Annotated in this window: 22 protein-coding genes; 18 read left to right on the top strand and 4 right to left on the bottom strand. The window is 45.3% G+C overall.

The window, feature by feature from the left end:
* Nucleotides 1-93: 93 nt before the first annotated feature.
* From A361_RS26240 to A361_RS26230, 3 genes are all read left to right on the top strand, one after another.
* Nucleotides 94-318, top strand: a complete 225-nt coding sequence (locus A361_RS26240; protein WP_009332328.1) for a DUF1450 domain-containing protein — start codon at nucleotides 94-96, stop codon at nucleotides 316-318.
* Nucleotides 319-601: 283 nt separating this feature from the next.
* On the top strand, nucleotides 602-1,903 hold the full coding sequence (locus A361_RS26235; RefSeq protein ID WP_009332327.1) for an HD domain-containing protein: 1,302 nt from the start codon (nucleotides 602-604) through the stop codon (nucleotides 1,901-1,903).
* Nucleotides 1,904-1,961: 58 nt separating this feature from the next.
* The gene (locus tag A361_RS26230; RefSeq protein WP_009332326.1) at nucleotides 1,962-2,471 is read left to right on the top strand and encodes a YwgA family protein; all 510 of its coding nucleotides are present in this window, start codon (nucleotides 1,962-1,964) and stop codon (nucleotides 2,469-2,471) included.
* A gap of 236 nt (nucleotides 2,472-2,707) precedes the next feature.
* On the opposite strand, the gene A361_RS26225 is transcribed toward A361_RS26230, so the two are convergent.
* The gene (locus tag A361_RS26225; RefSeq protein ID WP_009332324.1) at nucleotides 2,708-2,893 is read right to left on the bottom strand and encodes a 2-hydroxymuconate tautomerase; all 186 of its coding nucleotides are present in this window, start codon (nucleotides 2,891-2,893) and stop codon (nucleotides 2,708-2,710) included.
* Between the two features lie 180 nt (nucleotides 2,894-3,073).
* Between A361_RS26225 and A361_RS26220 the strand changes: the two genes are divergently transcribed.
* Together A361_RS26220 and A361_RS26215 are read left to right on the top strand one after the other, a co-directional pair.
* On the top strand, nucleotides 3,074-3,733 hold the full coding sequence (locus A361_RS26220) for a site-2 protease family protein (protein WP_019380571.1): 660 nt from the start codon (nucleotides 3,074-3,076) through the stop codon (nucleotides 3,731-3,733).
* Between the two features lie 37 nt (nucleotides 3,734-3,770).
* Nucleotides 3,771-4,283 carry a YwhD family protein gene (locus A361_RS26215; protein WP_019380572.1) on the top strand — a complete coding sequence of 171 codons (513 nt, stop codon included), beginning with the start codon at nucleotides 3,771-3,773 and terminating at the stop codon, nucleotides 4,281-4,283.
* A gap of 211 nt (nucleotides 4,284-4,494) precedes the next feature.
* Here A361_RS26215 and A361_RS26210 read toward each other — a convergent pair whose 3' ends face one another.
* On the bottom strand, nucleotides 4,495-6,564 hold the full coding sequence (locus A361_RS26210) for a transglycosylase domain-containing protein (protein WP_019380573.1): 2,070 nt from the start codon (nucleotides 6,562-6,564) through the stop codon (nucleotides 4,495-4,497).
* A gap of 366 nt (nucleotides 6,565-6,930) precedes the next feature.
* On the opposite strand from A361_RS26210, the gene speE reads away from it, so the two are divergent.
* The 8 genes from speE (at nucleotide 6,931) to A361_RS26170 (ending at nucleotide 13,160) form a co-directional block, all read left to right on the top strand.
* Complete coding sequence (gene speE / locus A361_RS26205) at nucleotides 6,931-7,758, top strand: spermidine synthase (RefSeq protein ID WP_009332318.1); 828 nt, start codon at nucleotides 6,931-6,933, stop codon at nucleotides 7,756-7,758.
* A 60-nt stretch (nucleotides 7,759-7,818) separates the two neighbouring features.
* Nucleotides 7,819-8,697 carry an agmatinase gene (gene speB / locus A361_RS26200; RefSeq protein ID WP_026041615.1) on the top strand — a complete coding sequence of 293 codons (879 nt, stop codon included), beginning with the start codon at nucleotides 7,819-7,821 and terminating at the stop codon, nucleotides 8,695-8,697.
* Between the two features lie 278 nt (nucleotides 8,698-8,975).
* Nucleotides 8,976-9,404, top strand: coding sequence for a DUF1934 domain-containing protein (locus A361_RS26195; protein WP_009332316.1), 429 nt, complete (start codon nucleotides 8,976-8,978; stop codon nucleotides 9,402-9,404).
* The gene (gene argS / locus A361_RS26190) at nucleotides 9,391-11,058 is read left to right on the top strand and encodes an arginine--tRNA ligase (RefSeq protein WP_019380576.1); all 1,668 of its coding nucleotides are present in this window, start codon (nucleotides 9,391-9,393) and stop codon (nucleotides 11,056-11,058) included. The genes A361_RS26195 and argS overlap by 14 nt, the downstream gene beginning before the upstream one ends.
* Nucleotides 11,059-11,149: 91 nt before the next feature.
* Nucleotides 11,150-11,329 carry a XapX domain-containing protein gene (locus A361_RS26185; protein ID WP_009332314.1) on the top strand — a complete coding sequence of 60 codons (180 nt, stop codon included), beginning with the start codon at nucleotides 11,150-11,152 and terminating at the stop codon, nucleotides 11,327-11,329.
* On the top strand, nucleotides 11,329-11,580 hold the full coding sequence (locus A361_RS26180; RefSeq protein WP_019380577.1) for a hypothetical protein: 252 nt from the start codon (nucleotides 11,329-11,331) through the stop codon (nucleotides 11,578-11,580). The genes A361_RS26185 and A361_RS26180 overlap by 1 nt, the downstream gene beginning before the upstream one ends.
* Before the next feature lie 103 nt (nucleotides 11,581-11,683).
* Nucleotides 11,684-12,586 (top strand): DMT family transporter, encoded by a 903-nt coding sequence (locus tag A361_RS26175; RefSeq protein ID WP_019380578.1) that lies wholly within the window; start codon nucleotides 11,684-11,686, stop codon nucleotides 12,584-12,586.
* 25 nt (nucleotides 12,587-12,611) lie between these two features.
* Entirely contained in the window at nucleotides 12,612-13,160 is a 549-nt protein-coding gene (locus A361_RS26170; RefSeq protein WP_019380579.1) for a cysteine dioxygenase, read from the top strand.
* A 183-nt stretch (nucleotides 13,161-13,343) separates the two neighbouring features.
* On the opposite strand, the gene uvsE is transcribed toward A361_RS26170, so the two are convergent.
* Complete coding sequence (gene uvsE / locus A361_RS26165; RefSeq protein ID WP_019380580.1) at nucleotides 13,344-14,300, bottom strand: UV DNA damage repair endonuclease UvsE; 957 nt, start codon at nucleotides 14,298-14,300, stop codon at nucleotides 13,344-13,346.
* A gap of 431 nt (nucleotides 14,301-14,731) precedes the next feature.
* A complete protein-coding gene (cls, locus tag A361_RS26160; protein WP_033196505.1) occupies nucleotides 14,732-15,925 on the bottom strand; it encodes a cardiolipin synthase in 1,194 nt (397 codons plus the stop codon).
* Nucleotides 15,926-16,201: 276 nt separating this feature from the next.
* Between cls and A361_RS26155 the strand changes: the two genes are divergently transcribed.
* The 5 genes from A361_RS26155 (at nucleotide 16,202) to A361_RS26135 (ending at nucleotide 23,317) form a co-directional block, all read left to right on the top strand.
* Complete coding sequence (locus tag A361_RS26155; RefSeq protein ID WP_019380582.1) at nucleotides 16,202-18,313, top strand: heterodisulfide reductase-related iron-sulfur binding cluster; 2,112 nt, start codon at nucleotides 16,202-16,204, stop codon at nucleotides 18,311-18,313.
* A gap of 327 nt (nucleotides 18,314-18,640) precedes the next feature.
* Nucleotides 18,641-19,828 carry an acetyl-CoA C-acetyltransferase gene (locus A361_RS26150; RefSeq protein WP_019380583.1) on the top strand — a complete coding sequence of 396 codons (1,188 nt, stop codon included), beginning with the start codon at nucleotides 18,641-18,643 and terminating at the stop codon, nucleotides 19,826-19,828.
* A 251-nt stretch (nucleotides 19,829-20,079) separates the two neighbouring features.
* Nucleotides 20,080-20,934 (top strand): 3-hydroxybutyryl-CoA dehydrogenase, encoded by an 855-nt coding sequence (locus tag A361_RS26145; protein WP_009332307.1) that lies wholly within the window; start codon nucleotides 20,080-20,082, stop codon nucleotides 20,932-20,934.
* A 49-nt stretch (nucleotides 20,935-20,983) separates the two neighbouring features.
* Complete coding sequence (locus tag A361_RS26140) at nucleotides 20,984-22,114, top strand: acyl-CoA dehydrogenase (RefSeq protein WP_009332306.1); 1,131 nt, start codon at nucleotides 20,984-20,986, stop codon at nucleotides 22,112-22,114.
* Between the two features lie 63 nt (nucleotides 22,115-22,177).
* Nucleotides 22,178-23,317: an acyl-CoA dehydrogenase gene (locus A361_RS26135; protein ID WP_019380585.1), complete on the top strand. Its 1,140-nt coding sequence runs from the start codon at nucleotides 22,178-22,180 to the stop codon at nucleotides 23,315-23,317.
* Nucleotides 23,318-23,362 lie beyond the last annotated feature (45 nt).

Raw genomic sequence — 23,362 nt, 5'->3', positions numbered from 1 at the left:
AAGAAGATGACGAGGCGCGCCATGCGCTGTTAAAGCTCCCGGAACGGGGAGCGCATAATATAAAAGATTGACCGCAGAAAGGGTTGTAATAAAATGGCAAACGAATTTCGTGTTTGCGACGATTGTCAGGCTGTAAATCTGAAGACATTAATACCGCGATTAAAAGAAATAGATCCTGAAGCAAAAATTGATGTCGGCTGCCAGTCCTATTGCGGGCCAGGCCGCAAAAAAACATTTGCTTTCGTCAATAACCGTCCCCTTGCCGCACTGACGGAAGAGGAATTGATGGAGAAAATTAATAAAAAGCTGAAAAAATAAAGATCACCCTGACTCCTGTCCTGAGGTGATTTTATTTTTTGCCTGAGTTTATGATTGAGCTTCGATTGGTAAATAGACTTAGGAGGCAATATTCGTTTTTAGAAAAGTCGAAAAATATTTCCAGGGAAGATGATTGCTGTATTGCGGTTTCTGTCGAACAGCCATGAAAAACAAAGAATTTTGTGATGAATTGACACCGTGATCGGGATATAATAGGTATACGCCAGAAAATGGGAACAGCAGGTTTGGAACTCGTGGACACAGGAAAAGCGGAGGGTACGGAATGGCATATTCAGCGGAAAAGTTAAGTGAGGAAAAAGTATTTAAAGATCCCGTTCATCGTTACATACACGTAAGAGACAGAGTAATCTGGGATTTAATCGGGACAAAAGAGTTTCAGCGTCTTAGAAGAATTAAGCAGCTCGGGACAACTTATTTAACCTTCCATGGTGCTGAGCATAGCCGCTTTAACCACTCGCTCGGAGTTTACGAGATTGTGCGGCGCATTTCCGATGACGTCTTTTTGGGCAGGCCGGAATGGGATGAAGAAGACCGCATCCTGACCTTATGCGCGGCACTTCTCCATGATTTGGGACACGGCCCGTTCTCACACTCCTTCGAAAAAGTATTCGACCTCGATCATGAACATTATACGAGGGCAATCATTCTCGGCGATACCGAGGTCCATCAGGTGCTCACCAGGGTAAGTGCCGATTTTCCTCAGAAAGTGGCAGATGTGATTGCCAAAACTTCTAAAAATAAGCTGGTCGTCAGCCTGATTTCCAGCCAGATTGATGCGGACCGGATGGATTATCTGCAGAGGGATGCTTACTTTACGGGTGTCAGTTATGGCCACTTTGACATGGAGCGGATCCTGCGTGTCATGAGGCCGCGGGAAGACCAGGTCGTGATCAAACAGAGCGGGATGCATGCCGTTGAGGATTACATTATGAGCCGGTATCAGATGTATTGGCAGGTGTATTTCCACCCGGTTACACGCAGTGCCGAGGTGATCCTGACCAAAATCCTTCATCGCGCGAAAGATTTGCATGAACAGAAATACAGGTTTAAATATGATCCAATCCATTTTTATTCTTTATTCAATGGTGAAATCACTCTTGAAGATTATATAAAGCTCGATGAAGCTATTATTCTTTATTATTTTCAGATGTGGCAGGAGGAAGAAGATCCGATACTGAAAGATCTCTGCTGCCGATTTATGGACCGGAATTTATATAAATATGTGGAATTCGACCCGGCGAAAGAGTACAAGAAGCTGGCGGAGCTGTCGGCTTTGTTCAAAAAGGCAGGCATCGATCCGGAATATTATCTGGTCGTCGATTCTTCATCTGATTTGCCTTATGATTTTTACCGTCCTGGCGAGGAAGAAGAAAGATTGCCGATCCATTTGCTGCTGAAAAATGGGGATATTCGCGAGCTTTCCCGCGAATCGGAGATCGTGGATGCCATTTCCGGGAAACGACGCACTGATCATAAGCTTTACTATCCGGCTGATTTTATTGCAGACGACAGCAAAAAGCCAAACATTAAAAAACAGATTAGAACGCTGCTGGAAATCGATTAAAACTACATAATTGGTTTTCTATAGATACGGGAAAAAACGGAGTAGGAGATGAAGAGCTTTGTTAAAGGATCACGCTAAACTAATGCATGCCATTGCAGTCTCTGAAGAAATCGTGGGACGGAAAAAGCTGCAGAAAATGATATATATCGCCAAAAACATCGCATTTCCCTTTCAGGAAAGATTTCAATTTCACTTTTACGGGCCATATTCGGAAGAATTGACACTAAGGGTCGAAGAACTCTGCAACATGGGATTTTTAAACGAAGTAAAGGAAAAAAAGGGCGGCTATTACCAGTATCGATACACCCTTACTGAAACCGGCAAGGAATTTCTGGACATTAATGCAGTCGAAATGCCCAGCCTGCAGGACTGCCTGCTTGATATGAACGGCCAGAATGCAAGATTCCTTGAACTCGTCTCAACGGTCCTTTATTTTAATGACCTCCCAAAAGAAGAAGTGAAAGAAAAAGTCTTTACCCTAAAAAGCAAACAGCGCTACACGGATGAAGAAGTGGAACAGGCGTATCAATATATTGGAAGCTTAAGAGAAAAAGCCGGGCTGCATTAAGCGCCTGGCTCTTCTTTTTTGCTGAAAAAGTCTTACCGCACATAAATCAGGTTATCCGCACGGAATTTTTTTATGCGAAAGTAAAATCATACTATGTGCAAATAAGATTTTTTATGCGAAAGTAAAATCGGTCTATATACAAATAAATTTCTTTATCCGCAAGTAAAACCTCTCATTATGCAAAAAACCATAAAAAAGCAGCTTCCGTAATGGAAAACTGCCTTCTTTACGCAATTCTACTGATCGCTTAAGCGTTTTCCGCCGACAGCATAGTGATTTTTGGACATTTCTTCGATAAATACGACGATTTTATCTTCAGGGGCTCCAGTCGTTTCGCTTACGGCAGCTGTTACTTTTTCAGCGAGCGCTTTTTTCTGTTCTTCAGTGCGGCCTTCAAGCATTTTAACGGTTACGTATGGCATTTTCTTTTCCTCCTCACTATTTATGCTTGTATTTTTCCACTTTTTCTCGCAATGTGCAAGCCTGATTCCCTTTGCTCAGGCGTTCATGTATACTTTTAGGTAAATAGCATCGGCTTTTCCTACATAGTATGTATAAATAAAGCCTGGCTTTTCAGCCGGCAGGAGAGGGAGTTTTGGCATTTGGAACAATTTTTGGCGTTTTCTCTCAGGGAGATTCCCTATGTCGCGGTAACATTGATGATTGCCTTTACGGTCCATGAATTTGCCCATGCCTATGTGGCTTATAAGTTTGGAGATCCCACTGCAAAAAATCAGGGCAGATTAACCCTAAATCCCATGCAGCATCTGGATCCGATTGGAACAATCCTGATTTTTATTGCCGGTTTCGGATGGGCCAGGCCGGTACCGGTCAACCGCTTCTTTTTCAAAAATCCGAAGCTTGCCGGGATATCTGTTTCAATTGCGGGACCGATATCCAATCTGGTGATGGCTGTCCTGGGTTTTTTCATCTGGTATGCTCTTGCCGGAACTGGACTCGCAGCTTCATTTCCAGCGTTTGTGGCAGATTTCCTGAATATCTTTATTCAGCTGAATTTAGTGCTGTTTGTATTCAACCTGCTGCCGTTTCCGCCGCTTGATGGCTACAGAATTATTGAAGATTTGGCGCCAGCCCATATTCGCCCGAAAATGACTCAGTTTGAGGCGTATGGCTCCGTTATTTTCCTAATTCTTGTCATTACACCGCTGGATCAATACACCATCCAGCCGATATTTAACACCGTATTGCCGGTACTTGCGAGCGGCCTAAATGATTTTTTCTATGAAATATTTATGACATAATAATAAGAGCCTAATTTTTGCTTAGGAGGACTTGAAAATGGAAGAAAAAAAGAAAAAGAAACTCGATTTTAATATAATCAAGAGCGACCCGACTGAAGGACATGGCGGTTTTGGGGTCGGGACTCTGAGCCTTGATAATGTGACACCGGTTATTATTGATGTGGATGCCGGTGAGGCGTCTATTGAAGTGGGCGCCATGCATGCGCGCAGCCCTGTTGAAAAAGGCATCAAGTTTTTGAAAACCAAAGAGGAAGTGCCTAACGGGAAGCCGTACTGGCTGATTTGGGTCACCATTGACCGCAAAGAGGGAGGCGCTTATTATGCAGGTGTTACTGCATGTGAGATGACGGTCGACAGAGAAATCCGCCGGGGCTACAAATCGCTGCCAGAGCATGTGAACCGCATGGATAAATCGATTAAAAGACACATCATAGTGGATCATATGGACGAGAAATCCAAAAAAGTGCTGGCAGATTTCCTGAAAAACCATGACGCCGGCATGTGGGAAAGATCAGCGGAACAGCTAAAAAAAGATTTACAAGCCATTTAGAAAAAAAGTCTAATTTTGTGACGAAATTGTGACATTTTTTTGACGTGATTTTCTAACTACTTGTACAATTCCAATAAAAAAAGTAAACTATTTAACAGTGTGAAGGCACAATATAGCACTAGGACACGAAAAACCCCGGGATTCGGACCCCGGGGTTTTTCACTTTTATTAAAATGACAGGCACCTATACCAGTTTTACAAGTGGTCACCGTTACGAAGCCCACCGAAACAGTTTCTTATACCAAGGTGTGTCAGGCTTCTTTTCCGGCTGCTCAGTTTTATTCTCTTCTTTATGGCTCAAGTGGTCTGTACAATATTCCGCAGGTTCTGTGCCTTCTGCGAAGTAGGTTAGGCGCTTGACCGGGCAGTTTTCCCCGGCAATTTTCCCGTTGGATGGATCAATGTAGACGCCGACTGTATCTTTGGGCGCTTTGAATTCCTTGGCCGGCTTTCCTTTATGGGCTTCCTCCATGAACCGGATCCAAATGTTTTTGGCATACGTTTTATCAACGGTTTTTGTAATGACCTGGCCTTTGTCATAGCCGGTCCATACCGCTGTGACAAGCTGTGGTGTAAAGCCGGCCATCCAGCTGTCTGTTTCTGTTGAACCGGACTTGCCGGCGTAAGGGCGGGTCATATCGTTGATGACTGTGCTTCCCGTTACTTGGGCATAACCGTTCAGCTTCCGGTCAAAAATACCTGTCATCATGTGGGTCATAACGAAAGCAAGGTCAGGCTTCAGAATCTTCATCTGGAATGGCTCCTGCTCGTAGATGACTTCGCCTTTATGGTTCTCCACACGCTTAATCAGTACCGGGGAGATCTTTTTCCCTCCATTGGCGAACATGCTGTAAGCGTTGGCAAGCTCAATGACTCTCATGCCGGATGTGCCGAGTGCAAGGGACGGCACCTTCGCCATCTTAGAGGTAATGCCAAATTTCTTGGCTGTATTGACAAGCGTCTCTTCCCCTAAAAATAAATGAGTTTTCACCGCGTAGACATTGTCAGATAGAGCAAGGGCCTGGGCCATTGTGATATCGTCATCCGCATACTTGCTGTTGAAGTTATGCGGTGTGTAGTCCGGCGTACCGTCTTCAAACCGAAAAGTCGTCTGCTCGCTCCGGATTGGGGTGGAAGGGGTGAAGCCCTGCTCCAATGCCGCGTAATAGAGAAGAGGCTTTATCGTCGATCCTGGCTGCCTGACTGCCTGGACTGCACGGTTAAAGGGACTTGCCTCATAATCACGTCCGCCAACCATTGCTTTCACATACCCGTTTTTCGGATTCATGGCAACAACTCCGACCTGAATCTCCGAGTCTTTTGAAATAAGCTTATCTATTGTTTCTTCCGCGATTTCCTGTTCCTTCAGATTCAAAGTGGTATAAACCTTTAATCCGCCCAATTCAATCGTACGGTCATCCAGATTCAGCTGTGTTTTAAGAGCATTGCGGACAGCATCCTGAAAATATGGGGCTGTTTTCGATCTTGGGTGCATGTGCTCGCCAACCAGCTCAAGCTCTTCTGCTGCCGCAAGATCTGCGTCTTTTTGGCTGATGAGCCCGTTCTTCACCATCGTCTGCAGAATCACTTTCTGACGCTGATCTGCTTTTTCTGCTGATGCAAATGGCGAGTAGATGCCAGGACCCTTAGGGATGCCGGATAAAATGGAAGCCTCAGCTAATGACAGCTCACTTGCATCCTTCCCGAAATAGAACTGGCTTGCTGCCTGTGCGCCGTAAGCTCCATTGCCGTAATAAATCGTATTTAAATAGCCTTCAAGGATTTCCTTTTTCGTATAATTCATCTCAAGCCTGATGGTATAAAAGGCCTCAAGCAATTTCCGCTTCCAGGTTTTTTCATGTTCAAGAAACAGGTTGCGGGCATATTGCTGGCTGATGGTGCTGGCACCCTGAACTTTGGCCATTGCCTTTATATCAGCGAGGGCGGCACCTGCGATTCTTTTATAATCAAATCCATTGTGCTCGAAAAAATTCTTATCCTCTATCGAGACCGTCGCATCAATTAAATGCGGGCTGATGTCATCGAGTGGTGCCCAATAGCGTTTTTGGCCGTTGTTGCTTTCACCGATAACCGTGCCATCATCCGAGAAAAATAAAGTCGATTGCGGAACGGCGAGCGGCGGCGGCCCCAAAATTTTGGCATATACCAGAATGCCTCCGATCATCACGGCGGCTAAAGCCATTCCTATTAAGCTAATAATGAGAACCGCACGCAAATATTTCATCGTTTTTCGAAAACGCTGATCCGTCATTAATTCCATATCAAGCACCCCCTATTTATCTGTTTTTTATAGTGAAAAGTTGATACAGCGCCAAGTGACCGAAAAGATAAAAACTGACCGATAAAGGTTCCAAAGTGGCCGATTAAATTAAAAGTTGAACGATAAGTGCGGCGAGGTATCCAAATAATTCCCTAATAAGTGCTCTATGTATTCAGTATTGAAAAAACAGAGCGATTTTAAACATCTTTCTCTACTAATTAGCGAAATTTTTCTTGCAATTTTGCTAGATTCATCTATACTTTTTCTGTGTTTGTTATTTGCATGTTAGGGAAGTATAAAAGATGAAAATGCTTTTTGCTGCTCTTTAGTGATAATTCATTTTTTTATGGAAGGAATGATTAAAGAATGGGACTTTGGTTTACAGAGAAACAAACAGAGAACTTTGGCATTACGATGAAGGTGAAGCGTACTTTACATACAGAACAGACAGAATTCCAGAAGCTTGATATGGTGGAAACAGAAGAGTGGGGCAATATGCTTCTTCTTGATGACATGGTTATGACTTCAATCAAGGATGAGTTTGTTTACCATGAGATGGTTGCGCATATTCCTTTGTTCACACATCCAAACCCTGAAAACGTTCTTGTTGTTGGCGGCGGTGACGGCGGCGTCATCCGTGAAGTCCTTAAGCACCCAAGCGTGAAAAAGGCGACTCTTGTGGATATCGATGGAAAGGTTATTGAGTACTCAAAAAAATTCCTTCCTGAGATTGCAGGCAAGCTTGATGACCCTCGCGTTGATGTGCAGGTAGGCGATGGCTTCATGCACATTGCCGAAAGCGAAAATGAATATGACGTGATCATGGTTGACTCAACTGAGCCGGTAGGACCTGCGGTAAATCTATTCACGAAAGGCTTCTATGCTGGAATCTCTAAAGCCTTAAAAGAAGACGGCATCTTTGTGGCCCAGTCTGACAACCCTTGGTTCAAAGCGGACCTTATCCGCAACGTACAGCGCGATGTGAAAGAAATTTTCCCAATCACTCGTCTTTACACTGCGAATATCCCTACTTACCCAAGCGGCATGTGGGCGTTCACAATCGGATCTAAAAAATACGATCCATTAGAAGTAAGCGAAGATCGCTTCCATGAGATCGAAACAAAATACTATACGAAAGAATTGCATAAAGCGGCATTTGTATTGCCTAAATTTGTTGCAGATTTAGTTAAGTAATGGACAGGCTGCGTTTCAGAGCAGCCTTCTTGAATACATAAAAAGTGAGGGATGACCTTGGTGCGTTTTGATGAAGCCTATTCAGGCAATGTGTTTATTAAAAGCCATCCTAGTTATGAGGAAAGTGAAGCGGTCATTTATGGAATGCCAATGGACTGGACAGTCAGCTATCGTCCGGGCTCCCGTTTCGGCCCTGCCCGTATCCGAGAAGTGTCAATCGGGCTTGAAGAGTATAGCCCATACCTGGACCGTGAGCTTGAAGAGGTAAAATATTATGATGCCGGCGATATTCCGCTGCCATTCGGAAATCCGCAGAAAAGCATCGATATGATTGAGGAGTTTATCGATCAGCTTCTGGCGGAGGATAAATTTCCGCTTGGCATGGGCGGAGAACATTTGGTTTCCTGGCCTGTCATCAAAGCAATGTACAAAAAATATCCGGATTTGGCGATTATCCACATGGACGCCCATACAGACCTTCGTGTGGATTATGAAGGGGAGCCATTATCTCATTCAACGCCAATCCGCAAAGCAGCTGATTTGATTGGTCCTGGCAATATCTATTCTTTTGGCATCCGTTCCGGCATGAAAGAAGAATTCCAGTGGGCGAAGGAAGTCGGCATGCACATTTCAAAATTCGAAGTGCATAAGCCATTGAAAGATATTCTTCCTAAGCTTGCAGGACGTCCGGTCTATGTAACGATTGATATTGATGTTCTGGACCCTGCCCACGCGCCGGGAACAGGCACAGTCGACGCAGGCGGCATTACGTCAAGAGAGCTTCTTGCTTCTATTCATGAAATTGCCCATTCAGATGTTAAAGTCGTTGGAGCTGACCTTGTCGAGGTTGCGCCCATCTATGATCCATCTGAACAAACAGCCAATACAGCAAGCAAACTGATCCGGGAAATGATTCTTGGATGGGTTAATAAAAAATAAACGGGGACTTCGGTCTCCGTTTTTTTATTCAAGAAATACTGAACGTCGATAACTGTCTAGCTCCAGCGCCTACCCCCTCGAGGTCACAAGCCAATCCTCCTAAAAAGGCAAAGAACGCCTTTCTGGGAGGCCCGTCTTGTGCTTGTCGGGGGTGGGCAAGGCGCTTCCGCTTTTCTTTCTGTCACCTTCTTGCACTTTCCCCAGCGAGTATTTATACTTATATAGTTATATATGATGAAAAGGAAGTGTTGCCGTTGTCCAGTCGCTCAGCGGAACAAATGCCTGTGAAGATTAATGTGAAGACAGATATTCGCAAGCTTGGCAGCAAAGAGACTTTTGAATTGACTGCTTTTGGCCGATACTATATAAAAGATTCTGCCCGATTCCTTCAGTATGATGAAGTAATGGAAGAGGGAACAGTAAAGACGATCATAAAAATGTCCGATGCAGACGGACTGATTTTACGAAGCGGCGCCGTAAAGATGAGGCTCCCTTTTAGAATGAATAAAAAGCTCCGCGGCAGCTATGAAACGCCTTACGGAGTGTTTGAAATGGGCACGGTGACAAAGCGTATGGTCCATCAATATGATCACGAATCTGGTGAAGGTTCGATTGATATTTTATACGATCTGAAAATGCAGGGATCCCAGGCAGGTACATATCATTTGGCGATTACGTTTGAGGAGGAGAACAATGAACATAGTTGAGCAGGTGCAAGGCAAATTAAAGCAGGAAATTAAGGATGCGGTTGTAAAGGCTGGCTTAGCAGCGGAAGAGCAGATTCCTGATGTAATTCTGGAAATCCCGAAGGAAAAGGCTCATGGAGACTATTCCACGAATATGGCAATGCAATTAGCACGTGTGGCAAAAAAAGCGCCAAGAATGATTGCAGAGGAGCTTATTGCTCATTTTGACAGCTCAAAGGCTTCAATTGAAAAAATTGAAATCGCAGGACCTGGCTTCATTAATTTTTACATGAATAATTCTTATTTGACTGATCTGATTCCTGCCGTTCTGGAAGCAGGAGATCGGTACGGAGAAACAACAGTTGGAAACAGCCAGAAGATCCAGGTCGAGTTTGTTTCAGCTAACCCAACAGGGGACTTGCATCTTGGACATGCCCGCGGGGCAGCTGTCGGCGACTCCCTATGCAACATTTTAGACAAAGCTGGCTATGAGGTTTCCCGTGAGTACTATATCAATGATGCCGGCAACCAGATTAACAATCTGGCTCTATCGGTTGAAGCGCGATATTTCCAGGCTCTTGGCCTTGAAAAAGAAATGCCGGCTGACGGCTACCATGGCGAAGACATCATCGGCATCGGCAAAAAGCTGGCTGATGAGTATGGCGATAAGTATGTACATGCGGATGAAAAAGAGCGTTTTGACTTTTTCCGTGAATACGGCCTGAAATATGAAATGGCAAAGCTGAAGCAGGATCTGGAAGATTTCCGTGTGCCATTTGATGTTTGGTATTCTGAAACATCTCTTTATAATAATGGCAAAATCGACACAGCCCTTCAGGCATTGAAGGATAACGGCCACATCTACGAAGAAGAGGGTGCAACCTGGTTCCGCTCAACTGCTTTCGGTGATGACAAAGACCGTGTTCTTATTAAAAATGACGGCTCTTACACATATCTGACTCCAGATATCGCTTACCATAAAGACAAGCTTGAAAGAGGCTTTGAAAAGCTGATCAACATTTGGGGTGCTGACCACCATGGCTACATTCCGCGCATGAAAGCGGCCATCCAGGCGCTTGGCTATGACCGTGAGGCGCTCGAAGTCGAAATCATCCAGCTTGTACACTTGTACAAAAACGGCGAAAAAATGAAGATGAGCAAACGTACCGGCAAAGCGGTAACGATGCGTGACCTTGTGGAAGAAGTAGGACTGGACGCAACTCGCTATTTCTTTGCGATGAGAAGCGCAGATACGCATCTTGATTTTGACCTTGATCTGGCTGTCTCACAATCAAATGAAAACCCTGTTTACTATGCCCAGTACGCACACGCGCGTATTTCCAGCATCCTGCGCCAGGGTGAAGAGCAGGGCATGTCTGCCGAAGCTGCAGATTACTCCCTGATTCAGGCGGAAAAGGAAATCGACGTTCTGAAGAAAATCGGCGAATTCCCGCAGGCTGTCGGAGAAGCTGCGCAAAAGCGCATGCCGCACAGAATCACGAACTATATTTATGAACTGGCTTCTTCTTTCCACAGCTTCTATAATGCTGAAAAAGTACTGGATGCGGAAAATCCGGAAAGAACCAAAGCCCGACTGGCACTGATCAAAGCCGTTCAGACTACCTTGAAGAATGCTCTGAAATTAATCGGCGTATCTGCACCGGAAAAAATGTAAAACTCAAAGCTGGCACTTATAGGTGCCGGCTTTTTCATGTTTTTGACGAAAAAGGGGAAGCTAAAGGCATATGTTATTTTAGGAGGATCTCATGAAAATCGTTCTTTTATCCATACTTACAGGATTTCTCGTCGGATTTGTCTTTGCTTTCATGAAGCTGCCGATACCCGCACCGCCCGCACTGCCTGGCATTATGGGGATAGTCGGCATTTACCTCGGGTTTAAAGCATATGAAGTGGTTCTGCCCTGGCTGCAGGGAATATTGAGATAATGGAAAAGGGTGTCCACGTAAGTTATGGGCACCCTTTATGTCTAAATGTGAACTTTGCAAATAAATCCGGAATGTTGCAAATAAACCTGGGAAATCAGCAAACAATAGCTAAAATTGGCAAACAAATCAGGAAAAAAGCAAACAAACCTGGTAAACCTGCAAACAAACCGAAAACAGGCAGCAAACCAAAAAGTTACGGGCTAATCCTCAGAAAATTAGTCTGCCAACCCGGCAAATCAGCAAAAAATTAATAAATTTTGCATACAATCCGCAAGTAAATCAAACTAAACTCAGCATTTTACTTCGGGACGAGCATATCATGGTAGAAACCTTCCGGAAAGGACATGCTCGCCCATGAAGCCACAATTGGCAGCCTCTTTTTTTGCAACCATTTCGATCAGTTTTTGGGGAGTCTCTTTTGTTTCCACAAAAGCTGTTTTGGATAAGCTGGACCCTTATACATTGATCATGCTCCGGTTTGCCATCGGGGCAGCTTTTCTGCTCCTTGTGCTTCTCTTGAAAAGATATCCGCTCCAGATTCCGCTCAACTATATTCCCCATTTAATTGTTCTCGGTGTACTCGGCGTTTTCATCCATCAGGTCATCCAGGTATCAGCTCTAAAGACAATAGACGCCTCATCTGCGGGGTGGATCATTTCTTTTTCACCTGTTTTTACCGTGCTTCTCTCCATGATTTTTCTCCATGAAAAATTGACATTTCTTAAGACGCTGGGCATTATAACTGCGATTTCCGGGGTCCTCATGGTAACAGGAGCGAGAAGCGGCCAGACGCTGGGATTTGCTTTAAATATAGGGTATTTCCTCATGATCCTAAGTACACTGAATTGGGCCGTATATTCGATTTTGGTGAGAAAACTGCAAATTAAGCTTCCTTCCCTTGTGGTCACTTTTTATATGAGTTTGCTTGGATGCGTGTTGACCATTCCCTTTTTAATGAGAGACAGAGGGTGGGAGAAGTTCCATCTTTTATCCGATTCTGAATGGGCTCATATATTGTTTCTGGGCATATTTGTGTCGGGGATTGGCTACTGGTACTGGTCCAAGGCTCTCGAGGTTTTGGAAGCTTCCAAAGTATCAATGTTTATCTATATGGAGCCGCTATTTACCTTTATTGCGGCCGTTTTATTGCTTCGTGAAAAAATTTTCTTCATAAGCTTTATGGGCGGAATCATAATTATTATAGGAGTGATCATGGTGAATGGTCAGCTGAAATATTTTTCATGGAGGAAACGATAATCCACAGTAAAGGGGGAGTCGTTTAGTGGCCTTGAAGGAACGGTTTAAAAACAGTTTGGATTCATTGAAATCACCTTCTGCAGAAGAACTTAGAAAGGCTTTGGCATCACTTGATATCAAACTTGAGGAGTTGCTTCCTCACTTGCAGCCGGCAGATGGAAAACCCTACTACCGCAAGCTGCTTTACCAAAGTGAAGAAGTGGAGCTGCTTGTCATGAACTGGTCAGATATCGAATGCGCCCCGCATGATCATGGAAATTCAAAGGGATGGATTCAAGTGTTAAATGGAGATGCGGAAAATACTGTTTTTGAAGTGAAGGAAGACGTCCCAATTGAGCTTTTTGCAGAGATAAAGTCCAAAGACTCCTTCTTTTTTGCTCTCAAAAAAGGTGTGCACAAAATGAAGAGTGCAGGCAGGGAGAACCTTGTCACACTGCATCTTTATTCACCTCCGATTACTGGTATGAAGGTGTACGACCTTCAAAAGTGCGCTGCCTGTGTAGTCTCTGAAGACTGTGGGGCCTGGTGGCCTGAGGAGCAGAGGCAGAAGGTGAAGGAGATTCAGTTAAAATAAAGGGGCGTTCCGCATGCGGAACGCCTTCCATTACGAATGACAAACTTCGGAATTAGATAACTGTCTAGCTGCGGCGTCTACCCCCTCGAGGTCACAAGCCAATCCTCCCAAAAAGGCAAAGAACGCCTTTCCGTGAGGCTCATCTTGTGCTTGTCGGGGGTGAGCAAGGCGCCTCCGCTTTTCTTATTTCCATTCTACCTCCGCGCCGCCAATCCTCTTCACCCCGCGGATGCTGCTGATATCTTCTGTCAGCTTAAGCGCAGCCTTGTCCTTTGCTTTAGCTTCAATCATGAAATCGATATCCCGGTTAAAGGTTTTCAGCAGATCGAGAAGCGGCCTGATGAAATCAATGTCAACATAATCGGCATGGGACCGGAAGGCTTTTTCTGATTTGGGAGAGGAAATGTGGATTTTCGGCTTGAGTCCTGTTTGTTCCCACGTCTGAAAAATCTCAGGGAGAAGCTCATCCAGCGGGCGGGTGCCGAGGTTCGCCATATGGTGGTGATAATCGAACACAAGGGGGATGGTTTCTTTCTGGCAGGCCAGGAGAGTTTCATCCGCGTTATAGGTTTTGTCATCATTCTCGAGTGTCATTTGCTTTTTAATAAGAGATGGCAGTGTCTTGAGATTTTCATGGAAACGGTGGATGGTCGTGAGCTTGTCACCATAAGCCCCGCCAATATGGATATTAATGAAGCTCTCGTTTTCAACCCCCATGGCCTCGAACATCCGGTAATGGTATTCCATATCTTTGACTGCATTTCTTGTCACATCGTCGCGCGGAGAAGTGAACAGGGTGAATTGATTGGGGTGAAAGCTGACGCGTAGCCCGTGTTTTTTAATCAATTCACCAATTTCAAGCCATTTTTCCTTAAAGGGTGTGACAAAATCCCATAAAACCTCCGGATGTGTGGCCAGAGGTACGATGGAGCTTGAAAGCCGATATAGCTGAATTTCATGGGCGATATTAAAATAAAGCATTCTTAACGTATTTTGCAAATTCACTGCTGTGACGGCCTTCAGCTTTTCCAGCCTTTCTTCCTCAGGCAATTGCTGATAGCGCGTAAAAGTCAATGTTCTCGCAGGAGATGCCTCCCACAGGCTGATGGCATGAGAAACATATCCCAGTCTTATTTTCAATTTGCAGCACCTTCTTTATGCTGGTCTATAATCTAACAGAATGTAAATCTTTGTATTTCGAGAGCTGTCTAGCGCAAGCAGCCTACCCCCTCGAGGTCACAAGCCTGTCTAGTTGCGGCTCCTAGGGACTCGGGGTCATAAGCCATTTCCTTTCAGAAGGAAGAACGCCTTCTTACAGGAACTGTCTTATGCCTGTCGTCCCTGGGCAGTCACCTCCACATTTCGGGCAATCCTCCTAAAAAGGCAAAGAACGCCTTTCCAGGACGCTCGTCTTGTGCTTGGGGCCCCCAGGACAAGGAAGGCTTCGTCAGCATAATCATCGCACGACCAAAAGCGGCAGCTTTTGGGAGGATGGGGGTCATGCAGACGTTGCCACAGGACGTGGCGTTCTTTGTCTGCGTTCCTTCGTGGGCAAGGCGCTTCCGCTTTTCCTAGAGGAAGCTTGCCACAGACCGGGCAAGCATTTCCTTGAATGTCCGTAAAGGGTCCAGCCGGTTTAATTCTTTTAGCGTCAATCTCTTTGCATTGTCTATGTCTATGTCTATGTCTTTGTCCAGAACAGACCTGATCTGCTTTATGAACTCTTTGTCATAAATAAAGCAATTGATTTCATAATTTAAAAACAGGCTCCGCTTATCAAAATTGGCTGTTCCAATATCGCTGATTTCATCATCGATGATGATCGCCTTCGCATGGTAAAAGCCATTTTTGTATTCATACACATAAGCTCCTTGTTTAATCAAGGTTCTTAAGTAAAGATAGGAGGCTTCCTTAACAAGAATATGATCGGTAATGCATGGGACAAGTATCTTGACAGTTACCCCGCGTTCCAGGGCATGGATTAAATCCTGAAAAAGCCTTTTGCCCGGAATAAAATAGGGTGTCCCAATCGTAATGCTCTTTTTCGCATTCCGAATTAAGGAGGAGAAGCTTTCTTCTAAAAATGCTCCTTTATAAGATGCGAACTGATGGCGGTAATCTCCTGCAGGCTGCTCAGGAAAATAGACTCTGTTTGCGAGCAGGTCAGTCTTTGTTGCTTTATACCAATCGATTAGAAACTCTCTTTGCAGATCCTCTACCCCTTCACCACGGAATTTCAAATGATAGTCACGCCAGGGACTCAGCTTTTTATCCAGATTGATGTATTCTTTGCCAATATTGAAGCCTCCGCTGTAACCGATCTTTCCGTCAATAACGGTGATTTTCCGATGGTTCCTGGCCTGGAAAGAATAGAAGAGAAATGGAAGCTTTGGCACATGTGCAAACGAAAACTTAATGCCGCTGCTTTTAAGATCCTTAACGGTTTTTCGTTTAACCGGAAAGCTTCCGGCCCAATCCAGCAAAAGGCGGACTTCCACTCCTTCTTTTGCTTTACCCTTTAAAATGGTTAAAAACTCCTTGCTGATTTTATCATCCTTCACAATATAAAATAAAATATGGATGTGCTTTTGCGCTCTTCTTAGCTCGGAGAATAAATCATCAAACAAAGCAGGTCCGTCTGCAAATAGTTCCATATCAGACTGCCGGATGGGTAAGGCGGTCCGCTCAAGCTTTTTCATATGGCTTTTCCGGCCCCATGTAAAGTCGATATAGAGCCATAAGAAGATGACGAGTAAAACGGCCATAATGATATTCCAGACAGTCAATGCAATCTTCCTCTCGACAGGATTTTCCTGTTAGTATTTCCTGCAGAGCTTTTTCTATCATGGAATCTCCCAAAATGGGAGGACTTTTCACCTTTATAAAGAATTTAATAAATGAAAATAATGAAATTTTTCGAACAAGTTTAACTAAAAATGGTTGACTGAATGCTCATTCATAATATAATGGGAGTAAGAGTAAATTCAGAAAATTATATTGTTTTTAAAATTTTCTAAGATGAAGAAAGGAGCACCATGTCTATGAACGGTTTATTATGGATCAACTTAATTGCATTTCTTCTTGTAACCGCTTACGCCATCAGCCTGTTTGTCTATGTTGTGAAGACGCGGATTGAATATATCAAGCTTGGCAAAAAGGTGGAGTTTGACGGCAAGGTGAAAGAACGCCTTGAGAAGATCTGGGTCAACGTATTTGGCCAGAAGAAGCTTTTAAAGGATAAGAAAAGCGGAATTATCCACGTGATGTTTTTCTACGGCTTCATTCTTGTCCAATTTGGAGCAATCGATTTTATTATCAAGGGAATTAAGCCAGGTGCGCATTTGCCGCTTGGACCATTATATCCTGGCTTCACCTTTTTCCAGGAAATTGTGACCCTGATGATCCTTGTAGCGGTAATCTGGGCTTTCCACCGCCGTTATGTGGAAAAGCTTGTCCGTTTAAAACGCGGATTCAAATCAGGTCTCGTTCTTATTTTTATCGGAGGGCTCATGCTTTCCGTACTGCTTGGCAATGGAATGGGCATGATTTGGCATGGCCATGAAGGAACCTGGACAGAACCGGTTGCTTCTCTGATTGCCGGTGCATTCGCATGGATGGGTGAAACGGCTTCAATAGTTGTGTTTTACATCTCATGGTGGATTCACTTAGTATTCCTTCTCGCTTTCCTTGTGTACGTGCCGCAATCCAAGCACGCTCACTTAATCGCCGGACCGGCCAACGTATATTTCAACAGTCTGGATAATCCGGGAAAATTAAAAGCAATCGACTTTGAAGATGAGTCACAGGAAAGCTTTGGTGTCGGAAAGATTGAAGATTTTACACAGCATCAGATGATCGATTTCTATGCATGTGTGGAATGCGGACGCTGTACCAATATGTGTCCGGCAACCGGCACGGGAAAAATGCTTTCGCCGATGGATTTAATCCTGAAATTGCGTGACCATTTAACCAATCACGGTGCTGTTGTCACTTCGAAGCAGCCTTGGGTGCCGACATTTGCGTTTTCAAATACGAAAGGCAATCAGCTTGCCCTTGCTGCTGCAGGCCAGGGTGCAGAAGAAGCTGCTGCAGGCCTTGCATACAGCCCTAGCCTGATTGGCGAAGTCATTACAGAAGAAGAAATCTGGGCTTGTACGACTTGCCGAAACTGTGAAGACCAATGCCCGGTTATGAATGAACATGTTGATAAGATTATTGATCTGCGCCGCTATCTTGTTTTAACAGAGGGTAAAATGGATGCGGATGCACAGCGCGCCATGACCAATATCGAGCGCCAGGGAAATCCTTGGGGACTGAACCGCAAGGAGCGCGAAGACTGGAGAGAAGCACGCGAAGATGTTCATGTTCCGACAGTGAAGGAAATGAAAAAGGCAGGAGAAGAGTTTGAATACTTATTCTGGGTTGGCTCCATGGGATCTTACGATAATCGCAGCCAAAAGATCGCTCTTTCCTTTGCGAAACTAATGAATGAGGCAGGCGTTAAATTCGCGATCCTTGGAAACAAAGAAAAGAACTCTGGTGACACACCAAGACGTCTTGGAAACGAGTTCTTATTCCAGGAGCTTGCCACAAAGAATATTGAAGAGTTTGAGAAAAATGAAGTGAAGAAGATCGTAACGATCGATCCTCATGCCTACAACATTTTCAAAAATGAGTATCCGGATTTTGGATTAGAGGCAGAGGTTTATCACCATACTGAAGTTCTTGCTAAGCTTGTAGAAGAAGGCAAGCTGAAGCCGCAATATGCTGTGGAAGAAACGATCACATTCCATGATTCCTGCTATCTTGGACGCTACAACGAGGTGTACGATCCTCCGCGTGAAATCCTTAAGAGCATTCCTGGCGTTAAGCTTGTGGAAATGGAAAGAAACCGCGAAACCGGCATGTGCTGCGGAGCAGGCGGCGGCTTAATGTGGATGGAAGAAGAAACAGGGCACCGCATCAACGTCTCACGCACAGAGCAGGCACTCGCAGTGAATCCATCCGTGATCAGCTCCGGATGCCCATACTGCTTAACGATGCTTTCAGATGGCACGAAAGCAAAAGAAGTGGAAGAACAGGTTCATACGTACGATGTTGCCGAAATTCTCGAAAAGTCTGTTATAGGTGAAAGCCAGAACTTAGCATCCTAACATATTGAAAGTGGAAATTGAAGCACTGAAGCAAATTTCAGCTAAAGCATTTTGACGAAAAATGTTTTTACCAGAATTTTGTGTAAAGTGTTTCAATTTCTGCTATTTTTCTAGTAAAATAGAATATGATAAAGCGCTTACAATTTTGCTTGTTTGCTGATGAGGGAGAAAATCCTTTGATTTCGCGGTTTTTTCGAGCGAGCGTTCAGTCAGCCAACGCGCCTTCACTAATATTTAACTTCAACCAGAACTGCTTCATAGACCCGATTTTTTTTCAAATTAATTATTAGAACATTTTAAATTAATAGTACAAGGGAGCGATTCTTAATGGGGAAAACCGTAATTCTTAGCGGAGTAAGAACACCTTTTGGAAAATTTGCCGGAGCGCTTAGCAGCTTTTCAGCTTCTGACCTTGGCGGATTTGCAGTAAAAGAAGCGCTGAACCGCGCCGGCGTCAATCCAGAGGACGTAGATGAAGTGATTCTCGGAACCGTTCTCCAGGGCGGCCAGGGCCAGATCCCTTCACGTCAGGCTGCAAGAAAAGCAGGCTTGCCATGGGAAGTGAAAACGGAAACGATCAATAAAGTATGTGCTTCCGGCATGCGTAGCGTCACATTAGGGGATCAGATTATCCGGGCGGGTGACGAGGAAGTCATCGTGGCCGGGGGCATGGAATCCATGAGCAATGCTCCTTATATTTTGCCGAAAGCGCGCTGGGGGCTGCGCATGGGTGATTCAACGGTTAAGGACTTAATGGTTCATGACGGATTAAGCTGCAGCTTCACAGGCGTCCATATGGGAACATACGGAAACTCGACAGCTAAAGAGTTTGAAATCAGCCGTGAAGCGCAGGACAACTGGGCACTAAGAAGCCATGAACGTGCCATTGCAGCAATGGAATCCGGCAGATTGGCAGAGGAAATCGTGCCGGTGGAAGTGCCGCAGCGAAAAGGTGAGCCAATCGTTGTTTCCCAGGATGAATCGCCGCGTAAAGATACTTCCTTAGAAAAGCTGGCTAAGCTGGGGTCGGTTTTTAACTCCGATGGTACGATCACTGCGGGGAATGCGCCTGGCGTTAACGACGGAGCAGCAGCCTTAGTATTGATGAGCGAAGAGCGGGCAGAACGCGAAGGCAAAAAGCCGGGAGCCTATATTCTTGGCCATACAGCGCTTGCAGTGGAAGCCAAGGATTTCCCGCAAACCCCTGGACTTGTCATTAATGCTCTATTGAAAAAGACAGGAAAAACCCTGGAAGAGATTGACCTATTTGAAATTAACGAAGCATTTGCGGCTGTTGCTTTAACAAGCGGAAAAATTGCCGGTCTTGATGAAGAGAAAGTGAATGTTAACGGCGGTGCCGTTGCCCTTGGACACCCAATCGGCGCGAGCGGAGCGAGAATCATCCTAACACTGATGAATGAACTGAAGCGCCGCGGAGGCGGAATCGGCATTGCGGCCATCTGCAGCGGCGGAGGCCAGGGGGATGCGGTGATGATTGAGGTTCCGAAGCAGTAATCTGTTTTAGGACGGCGGTGCAGCCCGGCCAAGCGAAAGACGCAACTGATCATATCGGCCGCAATTAGGATTTTACGGCCAAAATAATCAATTTATCGGCCACATGGAACAATGAAGGTCTATATGAACATCTTACCGGCCAAAATCCGCTATTTACCGGCCAATTTCATAAAAATACCGGCCGAAAAGCAGGATTTACCAGCCGAATCGATAGAAATACAGGCCAAAGCCCAAGATCGGAGGATACAAATATGAACGTAAAAAACATTATGGTAATCGGTGCTGGACAAATGGGTTCAGGAATCGCGCAGGTTTGTGCGCAGGCAGGCTACAGCGTCATCTTAAACGACCTAAAGCCGGATTTTGTTGAACGCGGCATTGGCGTAATTAAAAAGAATCTTTCCCGCCAGGTGGAAAAAGAGCGCATGACAGCGGAAGACATGGAAACAGTGCTGAAAAATGTAACCGCTTCAACTGATCTGCAGGACGCAAAGAACGTTGAGCTCATCATCGAAGCAGCCGTTGAAAATATGGAGATTAAAACAAAGATCTTCAGCCAGCTGGATGAAATCGCTCCAGAACATGCGATTCTGGCAAGCAATACATCATCCCTTCCTATCACAGAAATCGCGGCTGCCACAAAACGTCCGGAAAAAGTCATCGGCATGCATTTTATGAACCCGGTACCAGTGATGAAGCTAGTAGAAATCATCCGTGGCCTTGCAACTGCAGACGAAGTGTATCAAACCATTGAAGACATCACAAAGACGCTTAAAAAAGTGCCGGTAGAAGTGAATGACTTTCCTGGATTCGTATCCAACCGCATCCTGATGCCGATGATTAATGAAGCAATCTTCACGCTTTATGAAGGGGTTGCGACAAAAGAGGCCATTGATGAAGTGATGAAGCTTGGCATGAACCATCCAATGGGACCGCTGACTTTGGCTGATTTCATTGGCCTGGATACATGCCTGTATATTATGGAAACCCTGCATGAAGGCTTTGGCGATGATAAATACCGTCCATGCCCGCTGTTAAGAAAATATGTAAAAGCTGGCTGGCTTGGCAAGAAGACAGGCAGAGGCTTCTACGTTTACGAAAAATAATCACAGGAGCCCGGCTGAATAGAGCCAGGCGGCATCGGAGGGTATACAAATGAACCTGAGATTTACAGAAGAACAGGAAATGATGAGGAAAATGGTGCGTGATTTTGCGCAAACGGAAATCGCCCCTTTTGTGGAAAAAATGGAGCAGGGCGAGTTTCCAAGGGAGATTCTCCGCAAAATGGGCGAGCTTGGCCTGATGGGGATACCGATTCCTGAAAAATACGGCGGATCCGAAATGGACTTTACCTCCTACATTATCGCCATCCATGAACTGTCCCGTGTGAGTGCGACAGTGGGCGTTATTTTATCGGTCCACACATCGGTTGGAACAAACCCAATCCTTTACTTCGGTACGGAAGAGCAAAAGCAGAAATATATTCCGAAGCTTGCTTCAGGCGAGTACCTCGGAGCTTTTTGCCTCACTGAACCGAGCGCAGGCTCGGATGCGGGAAGCCTGAAATCCCGTGCGGTAAAAGATGGAGACCATTATGTCATTAATGGTTCAAAAGTGTTCATCACGAATGCTGGCGAAGCAGACGTATATATTGTATTTGCATCCACAAATCCGGAGCTTGGCAGCAAAGGCATCTCCGCTTTTATTGTAGAGAAAGATACGCCAGGCCTTGTATTTGGGAAGGATGAGCACAAAATGGGCTTGCACGGCTCAAGAACGCTTCAGCTGACATTTGAGGATATGCGTGTTCCTTCTGAAAATCTTCTCGGCAATGAAGGAGAAGGCTTCAAGATTGCGATGGCCAATCTGGACGCCGGACGGATCGGTATTGCTTCGCAGGCGCTTGGAATCGCAGAAGCAGCCTTTGAAGCAGCCGCAAGCTATGCGAAGGAACGTGTACAGTTCGGCAAGCCGATCGCTGCTCAGCAAGGTGTCGGATTCAAGCTTGCAGACATGGCGACAAGCGTCGAAGCTGCAAAACTATTAATCTATCGCGCAGCAGACATGCGCCAGCGCGGCATTAAATGCGGTCTGGAAGCCTCAATGGCAAAGCTGTTTGCATCCAAAACAGCAGTAGACGTGTCAACAGAAGCCATTCAGGTATTCGGCGGCTACGGCTACACGGAAGACTACCCGGTTGAGCGCTACTTCCGTGATGCCAAAATTACCGAAATCTATGAAGGCACAAGCGAAATTCAGCGGATTGTCATCAGCAAACAGCTGTAAAGAAACAGACCAATAATGAATTCACCATATATCAACGAATCCATATAAAGCGAGGGAGAGACAATGAATTTCCAATTGAGTGAAGAGCATGAAATGATCAGAAAAATGGTGCGCGATTTTGCCAGGAATGAAGTGGCGCCGACTGCTGCTGAACGCGACGAAGAAGAGCGCTTTGACAGAGAGATTTTCGACAAAATGGCGGAGCTTGGCTTAACAGGGATTCCGTGGCCTGAAGAGTATGGCGGAATCGGCAGTGATTACCTTGCTTACTGCATCGCAGTTGAAGAGCTTTCCAGAGTATGTGCCTCTACAGGTGTAACTCTTTCAGCACATACATCTCTGGCAGGCTGGCCGATTTTCAAATTCGGAAGCGAAGAGCAAAAGCAAAAATACCTGAAGCCTATGGCCCAGGGTGAAAAAATTGGCGCTTATGGCCTTACTGAGCCAGGCAGCGGATCAGATGCCGGCGGAATGAGAACAACGGCACGTCTTGAGGGTGATCATTACGTCTTAAACGGCAGCAAAATTTTCATCACAAACGGCGGAATCGCAGATATCTATGTTGTATTTGCCCTGACAGATCCAGCTTCCAAACATAAAGGAACAACAGCGTTTATCGTGGAATCCGGCTTTGAAGGCTTCTCAGTCGGCAAGAAGGAAAAGAAACTGGGTATTCGTTCCTCACCTACAACTGAAATCATTTTTGAAGAGTGCAAGGTTCCGGTTGAGAACGTTCTAGGAAACGTAGGCGAAGGCTTTAAAATTGCCATGATGACACTTGACGGCGGCCGCAACGGCATAGCTGCCCAGGCAGTCGGGATCGCGCAGGGCGCACTGGATGCTTCAGTTGAATATGCAAAAGAACGCCAGCAGTTTGGCAAGCCTATTGCTGCCCAGCAGGGAATCGGATTTAAGCTGGCAGACATGGCCACAAGCATTGAAGCTTCAAGACTATTAACGTACCAGGCAGCATGGCTGGAGTCAGAAGGGCTTCCATACGGAAAAGAATCTGCCATGTCCAAACTGCTTGCTGGTGATACGGCTATGAAAGTAACAACAGATGCCGTCCAAATCTTTGGCGGGTACGGATATACAAAGGATTATCCGGTAGAACGCTTCATGCGTGACGCCAAAATTACGCAAATCTACGAAGGCACACAGGAAATCCAGCGTCTCGTAATCTCTCGTATGGTAACGAAATAAATGTTCTAAAACGGGTCGTTTTGGTAAAATTTGTGTCTTTAGAGC

Source organism: Cytobacillus oceanisediminis 2691 (genome assembly GCF_000294775.2).
GTDB lineage: Bacteria > Bacillota > Bacilli > Bacillales > Cytobacillaceae > Cytobacillus > Cytobacillus pseudoceanisediminis.
This window is presented reverse-complemented; position numbering and strand designations above follow the sequence as displayed.